The 3638-nt window shown below is 72.7% G+C and carries 4 protein-coding genes; 1 reads left to right on the forward strand and 3 read right to left on the reverse strand.

What is annotated here, in order from left to right; all coding sequences use genetic code 11:
• Positions 1-40: 40 nt before the first annotated feature.
• The 3 genes from HCN56_RS24375 to HCN56_RS24385 all read right to left on the reverse strand — a co-directional run bounded on the left by HCN56_RS24375 (position 41) and on the right by HCN56_RS24385 (position 3029).
• The gene (locus tag HCN56_RS24375; protein ID WP_209313142.1) at positions 41-700 is read right to left on the reverse strand and encodes a LysM peptidoglycan-binding domain-containing protein; all 660 of its coding nucleotides are present in this window, start codon (positions 698-700) and stop codon (positions 41-43) included.
• A 1-nt stretch (position 701) separates the two neighbouring features.
• The gene (locus HCN56_RS24380) at positions 702-941 is read right to left on the reverse strand and encodes a twin-arginine translocation signal domain-containing protein (RefSeq protein WP_245246981.1); all 240 of its coding nucleotides are present in this window, start codon (positions 939-941) and stop codon (positions 702-704) included.
• 306 nt (positions 942-1247) lie between these two features.
• Entirely contained in the window at positions 1248-3029 is a 1782-nt protein-coding gene (locus HCN56_RS24385) for a VanW family protein (RefSeq protein ID WP_209313143.1), read from the reverse strand.
• Positions 3030-3386: 357 nt separating this feature from the next.
• Here HCN56_RS24385 and HCN56_RS24390 point away from each other — a divergent pair.
• A partial coding sequence (locus HCN56_RS24390) for a class II fructose-bisphosphate aldolase (RefSeq protein ID WP_167974636.1) occupies positions 3387-3638 on the forward strand: 252 nt, incomplete at its 3' end.

Below are 3638 nucleotides of genomic sequence, written 5' to 3' on the forward strand. Positions count from 1 at the left end.
GCCCGGGGCACCGGGCCGCCGCGCCCCGCGGGCGCCGGGGTCAGGAGGCCGGGATCACCAGGACCTGCCCGACGTAGATCGTGTACGGAGCGGAGAGGTTGTTGGCCGCGGCGATCGACTCCCACGCGACGCCGTAGAGCTGTCCGATGGAGAACAGGGTCTCGCCGGCGCGCACCGTGTGGCTGCGCCGTCCGGGGTTGAGTCGGCCGTTCTGCACCAGGGTGTAGAGGTTGCCGGGGCACTCGGTCGCCCGGTGGTCGCGATGCCCGTTGATCGCCGCCGCGGCGCCGCCGGAGGAGCGCAGCCGCGAGATCGCCAGGTGGAACGCGTCGACCAGGGCGTCGGTGATGGTGTCGTAGCTGGAGGACGAGCCGCCGGTCAACGCGCAGACCGCGTACCAGTTCTGGTTGCCGGCGTCGGTGCCGTTGGCCGCGGTGCGCTGGCCCTCGCCGCGGCCCTGGAAGACGTAGCCGTGGACGCACACCAGGTGGCTGTAGGCGACGTCGCTCCAGCCGTTGGAGTCCATGTGGTAGTTCTGGATGCCGCGGACCTGGGCGGCGCAGTCGCCGTGGGCGGCGCGCGCCACGCGGCTCCCGCCGACGTGATGGATGCTCACGCCCCCTCGGTCGGGCGTGATGTTGGTGTTGGAGGACCGGCGGGCGCGCCCGCCCCACTGTGCGCGGGTCACGAAGGTCGCCATGTCATGCCTCCGCGCGGTGCAGTGCGCAGTCCACGCTGGCGTTCAGCGGTTCCGCGAACGGGTCGGTGTCGGCGTCCGGCCCCCACAGGGCCTCCGGATGGTCGCGCCGGTTGACGACGGGCAGCTCCCCCGGTGCTGCGGCCCGTGCGGGGCCCGCGCAGATCACGGGCAGTGCGGCCGCGCCCCCGGCGGCCGCGGCGACGGCGGTCAGGAAACCGCGGCGCGATGTTCGTCGGGACAAAGCTCCTCCAGGTGCGTTGCGGATCGGGAGGCGAGCGGCGACTCCTTCCGACAGCCCGGAGAAGGCGGTCGAACAGCCCTGTACACAAAACGGAATTGTCCCCTCACCTCGTAATGAATGATGAGAGGACTTCCCGTTCGCCGCCCGCAGCATGCGGCAGTTATGTGAATGTTGCAGGGATCGTCCCGATACGTCGCGGTGCCGCGCCGACGGCCGGGAGCTTTGCGCCCGGAAAACACCGGTGGCCGGTCGCCACCGTGTGACGACCGGCCACCTGGCCGTGGTGCAGCGGGATGTGAGGTCGGGTCAGTCGCCCTCGGGCTCGCAGACCACCTCGTCGCGCGGGGTGTAGCGCGTGGTGAACTCCTCACGCCCGACCTCGTCGCCGCCGTTGCGGAAGACACGCTCCACCACCACGTCGAACCCCTCCAGCGGAGGCTGCGGAACGCAGTCGTCCGCCACCGCCTCGCGCGTCCCGGGCTCCACCACGTTGGTGCGGTCGCCGGTGACCGCCTCCACCTCGTCGTACTTCTTGGTCCCCAGGAAGGAGATCGTCACCGAGGAGGCGTCCGAGGTGGCCGAGATGTAGATCGAGTGGTCCGAGTCGTTCTCGAAGCTGTTGTCGAGGCTGCCCCAGGCGACGGTGGCCTCACGGCCCTCGGGGTACCGCTCGATGTAGAAGGAGTGCGCCCCGTACTCCACGGGCTTCACGCCCGCGAAGAACACCGCGTTGAACATGGTGGTCGCGACCGCCGAGACGCCGCCGCCCTGTGCGGTCTGGTACTGGTCGTCGAGGATGATGATGCCCTCGACGAAGCCGTTCTCCTCGGTCCGCTCGCCGACCGTCTCGTTGAAGCTCCACCGCTCGCCCGGCGCCACCACGGAGCCGTTGATCAGCTCGACGGCGCGTCCGATGTTGGTGGTGCGGTAGGGCGCCGGGTCGAAGGTCACCGTGAAGCTCGACATCTGCTCGACCACGCCCAGCTGGTTCACGTTCTCGCGGGTCAGCTCCGGCTCGGTGGTGGTCACCGTCGCCCGACCGCTGCGGGAGCCCTCGGGGTTGGTCAGCAGCGGCATGATCTGGTCCCCGAGGTCCGCGGTCTCCACCTCGACCCCGTCGCGGGCGTCGGAGGTCACGACGACCCCGCCGTCGCGCACCGCGAGCCGGGCGTTCAGCGCCGGCCGGTCCACCTCGTCCACCGCGGCCAGCACCGCCTCGTCCGCGGCGAGCCCCTCGCCGTCGAGCCGGGGCACCAGCGTGCCCTCGTCGTCGGCCTCCATCGTCAGGTACGGGCTGATCATCGCCGGGGTGATCTCCAGCTCGCGGTCGTCGACGGCCAGCCGCACCGGCCCCGACATCGCGGGCCGGGCGAAGTCGTTCACCGCGCGCTCGACCTCGGCCTCGTCGACCCGGGGCGGCGCCGCGGTGACCGGGAGCGAGACCGGCGCGGACGCCGCGGCGGTGAGGTAGGCCTCCCGCAGCTGCTCCAGGGCGCCGTCCACGTCGAGCGAGGCGCCGCTGCCGGGCTCGGTGACCTCGACCTCGCCGTCGACGAAGGAGATCCCGCCCTCGGTCTGCTCGGTGCCCGTCGCCGCGGCCAGTTCCTCCATCGCGGCCCGGCCGCGCTCCTGGTCCAGGGTGGTCACCGGCTGCACGGCCCCGCCGTCGCCGCCGAAGAGGCGCCCGAAGAGGCCGGGGGCGTCCGCCCGGTCGACCGTGGCGTCCACGTCCACCGACAGCCCCGTCTCGGACGGCACGATCAGGTGGGGGTCGGCGGCGTCCTCGGGGATCTCCCCGACGTGCACCTGGAGCGGGTCGTCGGTCAGCTCCGGCAGCTCCGCCGTCAGCTTCTCGCGCGCCTCCTCGGTGCCGAGGCCGCCGATGTCCACCCCGAGCACCGTGGTGCCCTGGGCGACCGCGGAGTCGACGGCGAGCGAGGCGACCAGCAGGCCGCCGCCGAGCGCCACCGCCACGGCCGCCGCGACCACCGCCGGGCGGGGGAGGGCCTTGAGTCGCTGCGTCACCGAGGGACTGGCCTCCTCCGCCGTGCCGGATATCCGGGGCGGTTCGGCGGGAGGCGGCGGCATGTACGACACGAGACTCCTCGGTGGCTGCAGCGTGGACCGTGACCGGCGTCAGCGAAGACTAACAAAGCGTCGTTCGATAAACGAAAAGGTACAAAAGCATCTTGGATGCCCGGGAATGCCGCTCCCTGAGCGGCTTCGGCCGCCTCGCGCCCCGTGTCCCGCCATGGGGTGACAACGGTCACCCGCTCCGGTGGCCGGCGGTCGGTGGCCGGCGGTCGGCGGGTGACCTCGCCGGGGCGGCGGTCCCCGCGCGGCGTCCTTGAAACGGTTCGCGCCGAATGCCTATATTGCGCAGTCGGGCATCCGCAGAGCACGGCCCCGGGGCCCGGCACACCGACGGCCCGGAGCGGAGTCGCCATGCCACTCGTCGACGCGGCCGGCCTGCTGACCGCCGCCAGGGCGCGGCGCGGAGCGGTCGCCGCCTTCAACGTCATCACCCTCGAACACGTCGAGGCCGTGCTGGAGGGCGCCGAGCACGCCGGCGTCCCCGTGATCCTGCAGATCAGCGAGAACGCGGTCCGCTACCGCCGGGGCGACCCGCTGCCGCTGGCCCGCGCCACGGCCGCGGCCATCGCGCTGCGGCCGCCCGCCAGCCACCGCCGGGGGTCC

It is taken from the genome of Streptomyces lonarensis, assembly GCF_012033735.1.
GTDB lineage: Bacteria > Actinomycetota > Actinomycetes > Streptomycetales > Streptomycetaceae > Streptomyces > Streptomyces lonarensis.

Bases quoted from the DNA above. Each gene is read 5' to 3' on its own strand.
- HCN56_RS24375 (WP_209313142.1), bottom strand. From the start codon at position 700: ATGGCGACCTTCGTGACCCGCGCACAGTGGGGCGGGCGCGCCCGCCGG.
- HCN56_RS24385 (WP_209313143.1), bottom strand. From the start codon at position 3,029: ATGCCGCCGCCTCCCGCCGAACCGCCCCGGATATCCGGCACGGCGGAG.